This is a genomic window from Bacillus sp. EE-W1, assembly GCF_009760835.1.
Lineage (GTDB): Bacteria > Bacillota > Bacilli > Bacillales > Bacillaceae_G > Bacillus_A > Bacillus_A wiedmannii.
Genome location: NZ_WIPE01000063.1, coordinates 390,435 through 396,434, shown reverse-complemented (window position 1 = coordinate 396,434; position 6,000 = coordinate 390,435). Strand labels below are relative to the sequence as shown.

At 33.6% G+C, this 6,000-nt stretch carries 8 protein-coding genes; 4 read left to right on the top strand and 4 right to left on the bottom strand.

What is annotated here, in order from left to right; genetic code table 11:
* Both GFJ36_RS14755 and GFJ36_RS14750 read left to right on the top strand, forming a co-directional pair.
* Window positions 1-124: zinc ribbon domain-containing protein (locus GFJ36_RS14755; RefSeq protein WP_157349663.1), on the top strand; the 124-nt coding region annotated here is incomplete at its 5' end.
* 79 nt (window positions 125-203) lie between these two features.
* Window positions 204-476 carry a hypothetical protein gene (locus GFJ36_RS14750; protein ID WP_227557878.1) on the top strand — a complete coding sequence of 91 codons (273 nt, stop codon included), beginning with the start codon at window positions 204-206 and terminating at the stop codon, window positions 474-476.
* A 2-nt stretch (window positions 477-478) separates the two neighbouring features.
* On the opposite strand, the gene GFJ36_RS14745 is transcribed toward GFJ36_RS14750, so the two are convergent.
* The 4 genes from GFJ36_RS14745 to GFJ36_RS29165 form a co-directional block, all read right to left on the bottom strand.
* Entirely contained in the window at window positions 479-931 is a 453-nt protein-coding gene (locus GFJ36_RS14745) for a hypothetical protein (protein ID WP_000877594.1), read from the bottom strand.
* A 138-nt stretch (window positions 932-1,069) separates the two neighbouring features.
* Entirely contained in the window at window positions 1,070-1,426 is a 357-nt protein-coding gene (locus tag GFJ36_RS14740) for a hypothetical protein (RefSeq protein ID WP_000606238.1), read from the bottom strand.
* 129 nt (window positions 1,427-1,555) lie between these two features.
* On the bottom strand, window positions 1,556-2,179 hold the full coding sequence (locus GFJ36_RS14735; protein ID WP_048547385.1) for a hypothetical protein: 624 nt from the start codon (window positions 2,177-2,179) through the stop codon (window positions 1,556-1,558).
* Between the two features lie 682 nt (window positions 2,180-2,861).
* A complete protein-coding gene (locus GFJ36_RS29165) occupies window positions 2,862-3,023 on the bottom strand; it encodes a hypothetical protein (protein WP_000813318.1) in 162 nt (53 codons plus the stop codon).
* 284 nt (window positions 3,024-3,307) lie between these two features.
* On the opposite strand from GFJ36_RS29165, the gene recQ reads away from it, so the two are divergent.
* Window positions 3,308-5,425 (top strand): DNA helicase RecQ, encoded by a 2,118-nt coding sequence (recQ, locus tag GFJ36_RS14730; RefSeq protein ID WP_087983852.1) that lies wholly within the window; start codon window positions 3,308-3,310, stop codon window positions 5,423-5,425.
* A gap of 26 nt (window positions 5,426-5,451) precedes the next feature.
* Complete coding sequence (locus GFJ36_RS14725; RefSeq protein ID WP_075307402.1) at window positions 5,452-5,835, top strand: gamma-glutamylcyclotransferase family protein; 384 nt, start codon at window positions 5,452-5,454, stop codon at window positions 5,833-5,835.
* The last annotated feature ends 165 nt before the right edge of the window (window positions 5,836-6,000 follow it).

Below are 6,000 nucleotides of genomic sequence, written 5' to 3'. Positions count from 1 at the left end.
TAAAAAAGAAATGCCATTATGTGAACGCACCTATGCGTGTTCGTGTGGACTCACAATCAGTCGTGACTATAACGCAGCGATCAATATCAAAAAAGAAGCCATCCGCTTATTAGTGTTGGCATAAATAGTGACAAAATAACCTTTGGAACAAGGGAGTTAGCTCGGCTGTCCTAGGACAAATTCGTTAGCTATCAAAAGTAGCGATGAACCGAGAAGCCCCTACTTCAAGTAAGCTCGTAAGAGGTACTAAGTGGTGGGTAGTTCACTGTTCGGAAGATGTGGATGTAAATGCAGGAATTGTCACGAATGTCGTTGCAAAGAGAAACCAAACTGCGATTGTGATCAGTGTTGCTGTAAGGAAAAACCGAAGTGTGATTGTGAAAAATGTAATTGTAAAGAGAAACCGAAATGTCATTGTAAACATGAAGAGTATTAATAATAAAAAAGAGTACGTTACGTACTCTTTAACTTTCTAATGTTATATTCCGTCTTGAACAGATTTTTTTACGATTTCCCACGAGTCTTGTTTTTTGATTTTTAAAGCAACATTAGTTCCGGTAGACTCCTTATAAAAGATATATCCATCGTTTGAGTTTACATATGCCAATGGTTCACCTATGCAATCTCGTGAACAAGATGTATTGATAATCTCAATTAAAGATAGTTCGCTCGGATCGGTTTTACTTGCATCAATAATAGTATCAACGTCTGTTTTACGGTAACCTTGTAAGTTTACATGGAAACTTTGTTCAATTTCACCTGTAATACTAGTATTCATTACTTCAACTGAAAGTTTCTTTTCTTGAAGAAATCCGTTTTCATAAAGTAATTTTGTATATCCAAGCCATCCAATTAAAACTAGCATAATAAATATACTAGATATTTTAAGTGTTCGAAGCCGTTTACTAACAATCGTTTCTGAGTATTTCATTTAGTTTAATCCTCCAATGTTTTTAATTAAAAGTATGCCTAGATACATACTTTTAGAAGAAGGATAGAAGTTAATGAGTTCTAGATTCAAAAAAGAAAGCATCCGAAGTTAGATGCTTTCTTTTTTTAGTATTTTTCGCTATCTGTTCGTTACTTGTTTCATAAGTGGCCTAATTTCTTTAACGGGTGGTTTTTTATCATAGGCATCAACGTAAGAGAAATAGTAATTTAAGTTTCTGAGAAGACCTTTTCCTATTTTAGCGCTCAAGAACGGAAATACTTGTCCAGTATAATCATCGAGAGATTTACAGTAATATTTTTCATCTAGATAAATACTGTATTTACATGTTAGTTCTACTAGTGAGTTCCCTTCATCATCAATTACTTCTTTAGAATCAATAATGTCTATTAATGCAAATTTTTCATTCAGATAAACTTTCTTCTTTTTCTCGTGTTTATTTGTGAGGATAAATACGAGACCAATGGCGTTAATCAAAATATTTCCTCCTATAAAAAACGGATATTAATAAAATATATCGATATACGTTAAATGTAAAGAGGAGAGGTGAAATTTCATTGATAGAAAGTTTTATAAGCCGATTTGTTTTTTCAAATCGGCTTATTATTATTGAAACACTTGTGGGAATTGTTTTACGATTGCATTTGTTAGCATATCAGCCATTTCTAATGCTTCTTTTTCAATTTTATCGTATAGTTTTACGCTTGCTTCAAAATCTTTATTTAGGAAGGCAAGCGCTTCTGCTTTCGTAAGTGCTAAATGTTCATAAAACATTTTTCTGAATTCTTCTTTTTCTATATATGGGTTGATGCTAGTAAGAAACGCCACAATTTCATCACCATTAGCGTACCATTTTTTCTCTATAGCGGCAGCTGCATTTTGATCACCTGCTTTTGCGGCTTTAACTAGATCCGCTGCAATGACTAAGTGATCTTTAATTAGTGCACTATATTTTTTTACAGCATCTTCACCATAGAATGGTTCAAGTGACAGTCCCATATGTGTTGCATTTTGAAGAAGTCGCCCAACTGTAACGTTTACGTCTGGTAAATTAAAGACAATGCTAATAATAGCTAATCTCGTCCAAGCGACATGTTGTTCCCATAAAGAACGCATATAACCTTTTAAAAAGTTCTCGTTTTTACTAATTCGGTAATTACGTACAGATGTATCAAAGTGTACATAAGGGTTATGGTAGGGGGAGTAATACGATTGCCAATAAGAATACATAAACGGTAACACTCCTTTGAACATGTATAACTCAAAGTATGATGGGAATTTATTTTTAGTTACGTGTCCTAAATTAATTTCAGAAATTGATATGGAAAAAGATGAATAATTTTATTGTGGTATATACAAATAAAATGAATATAAAAATAAACAAGGCTCTGCAAGGGAAGTTGCAGAGCCTCAAAAGGGTATTGCCGAGATGTCGGACTCGACTAAGTAATATTATCATAAAATTCTATTTAAAAAACCTGGTAAATGTGTCCAAATGAAAGTGGATCTTTAATAAAGTCAAAGAGACCAGCTTCCCGCAGCAGATCCCGTTAACTAGATAATGTTGATGAGCCAAAACTCATCTGGAGTACTTTTATAGTAATAAGTGAAATTCGTTTTGTGTATTGAGAAAAAAAGAATTACTTCAATAAATGTTAAGAACTTATATTTTACATCTCGTTACTATTATCATTTGTTGTGAGTGGAGTATGGTTATAAAATAGAGAAAAGATATACAAGTGTATCTAAAAGTGTACTGAAATGTATAATAATCAAAAAAGACCTGCTTTTATAAGCAGGTCAACTTAAGGGGTTTATCCAACAGAATATTTCATATGATAACAGCTGTATTATAGTAAGTCTATAAGGTATATATTGAGAAAATTATTATGGATAATATATCACATACACATTAACGTTTAAAAAGTTGAGAAAGAAAATGGAAAAGCTTTCTATAAGAAAATAATGGCTGGTATTTATAATACGATTCATATTTCCACGCATCATGATTCGAAAATTGGAGTTGGTTCGGTACTGTTTTCTGCTTGATGGAACTAATATTCTGCTGCTTCATATAGTAACCTCCTGAATTCATATGTATAAGATTAGTAGTATTCAAGGAAGAGTAATAAAATGTACCTTTATTTTGTAATTCATTTTATATGCGCTTTATTTTTGTTTTAAAATTTATAAACATAAATAGCCATTAAAACACCGTTGCTAAACAACCTTTAAAACGTAGAAAAGCATAAAAAATGAAAAAGCAAGCTGTTAGTCACGTATTCATCACTTTCATGACGCATAAGTGATGATATAATAAGAATAGATGAAAGATATAGAAAAGCAGGTGACTCTTTTTTGTTTACAAAAGCACAAGAACTTTTAGCGTCTTATTTCGGTTATTCGTCATTCCGAAGAGGACAAGATGAAACAATTAAAAATGTATTAGATGGGAAAGATACGGTTTGTATTATGCCTACGGGTGGTGGTAAGTCAATTTGTTATCAAATTCCCGCATTAGTATTCGAAGGAACGACATTAGTTATTTCACCTTTGATTTCACTTATGAAAGACCAAGTAGATACATTAGTACAAAACGGTATTTCAGCTACTTATATTAATAGTTCTATTTCAATTACAGAAGCGAATCAACGCATTCAATTAGCGAAACAAGGACATTATAAGTTACTTTATGTAGCGCCTGAGCGTCTTGATTCAATGGAGTTTGTTGACCAACTTATCGATATGAAAATCCCGATGATTGCAATTGATGAGGCGCACTGTATTTCGCAGTGGGGACATGATTTCCGTCCAAGTTATTTACATATACATCGCATATTAGATTATCTTCCAGAAAAGCCGCTTGTATTAGCTTTAACTGCGACGGCAACACCACAAGTTCGTGAAGATATTTGCAACACGCTTGGAATTAATCAAGAAAATACGATTATGACAACGTTTGAGCGCGAGAACTTATCATTTTCTGTTATTAAAGGACAAGATCGTAATGCATATTTAGCGGATTATATTCGTCAAAATCAAAAGGAATCTGGGATTATATATGCAGCTACTAGAAAAGTAGTTGATCAGTTGTATGAAGATTTAATGAAAGCGGGAGTTTCGGTATCAAAATACCATGCTGGTATGAGTGATACCGATCGAAATGAGCAGCAAGAACTCTTTTTACGTGATGAAGTGAGTGTAATGGTAGCGACATCTGCATTCGGGATGGGGATTGATAAATCGAATATTCGTTACGTTATCCATTATCAACTGCCAAAAAACATGGAAAGTTATTACCAAGAAGCAGGACGTGCTGGACGTGACGGATTAGATAGTGCGTGTATATTGCTATATTCTTCTCAGGATGTGCAAGTACAGCGCTTTTTAATTGATCAATCGACAGGTGAATCTCGATTTTCAAATGAACTTGAAAAACTGCAAAATATGACTGATTATTGTCATACAGAACAATGTTTACAATCATTTATTTTGCAATACTTTGGAGAAGAACCGAAAGAAGATTGTGGCCGCTGCGGAAATTGTACGGACGACCGGGAAAGTATCGATGTGACGAGAGAATCACAAATGGTTCTATCTTGCATGATTAGAACGAACCAACGATTTGGAAAACAAATGATTGCACAAGTTTTAACTGGTTCGAAAAATAAGAAAGTTATTGAATTCAATTTTCATACTTTACCAACATACGGGTTACTATCAAATCGTAGTGTAAAAGAAGTTAGTGAATTTATTGAGTTTCTAATTTCAGATGAGTTAATTGCAGTAGAACATGGTACGTATCCGACATTAAAAGTTACGGAAAAAGGGAAAGAAGTTTTATTAGGTAAAGAGAATGTTTTACGTAAAGAACGAGTAGAGACAAGACAAATTGTTCAAGATCATCCTTTATTTGAAGTACTGCGCGAAGTACGTAAAGAAATTGCGCAAGGAGAAGGTGTACCTCCATTCGTTATTTTCTCTGATCAAACGTTGAAGGATATGTGTGCAAAAATGCCACAAAGTGACTCTGAACTTTTAACTGTGAAAGGGATCGGCGAACATAAACTTGTGAAGTATGGTTCTCACTTCTTACAAGCAGTTCAGCACTTTATTAAGGACAATCCAAACTATGCTGAAACAGTTAAAACAGAAGTGGTGACAGAGCGGAAAAAGTCAGGGAAAGCTTCAGCAAATTCTCATTTAGAAACGTATGAAATGTATAAACAAGGCATTGATCTAGATGAAATTGCGAAAGAACGTGGCTTATCAAGACAAACAATTGAAAATCATTTAATTCGCTCTTTTGAAGATGGAATGGAAATAGACTGGAACAGTTTTGTTCCTGCAGAATATGAATCACTGATTGAAACTGCCGTGCAAAATGCAGAAGGTGGTCTGAAATCAATTAAGGAACAACTTCCAAATGAAGTGAGTTACTTTATGATTCGTGCGTATTTACAATTTAGAAAGTAGAGATATATAAAGGGGATAGGGGATATATGCATCACGTTTTCGTGTATGGCACATTAAGAAAAGAGCAAACGAATGCTCATTTTATGCAAGGTGCAATATGCATCGCAGACGGAGCATGGACGTATGGTAAATTATTTGATACAAACGAGGGGTATCCGGCAATGATTTGTTCAAATGAGGACAAAGTATACGGAGAAGTTTATGAAGTAAATGAGGTTGTTCTGCAAAAATTAGATGAACTTGAAGAATATACAGGTAATGCAGAAAGTGATTTATATGACCGAATCACCGAAACGATTTATTTAGGAGATAGAATAATACGTGCATTTGTGTATGTCGCTCAAGATAAAGAGATGCTAAAGAAAGTTATCATTTCTGGTGATTGGGTAGAGTATCAACAAGAAAAATAATAGCAGCCATAGAGCAGATAGTGGGATCATTCATTATCTGCTTTTTATATTGTTACTTTAAAAATTCTTATTATTTTGATAAAATTGTAAAAATAGAGAATAATAACCTTTTTTCGTGGGTGTCAGAAATTTAGTTTCTCACCTGTAGAAGAAAAATCTATTGCA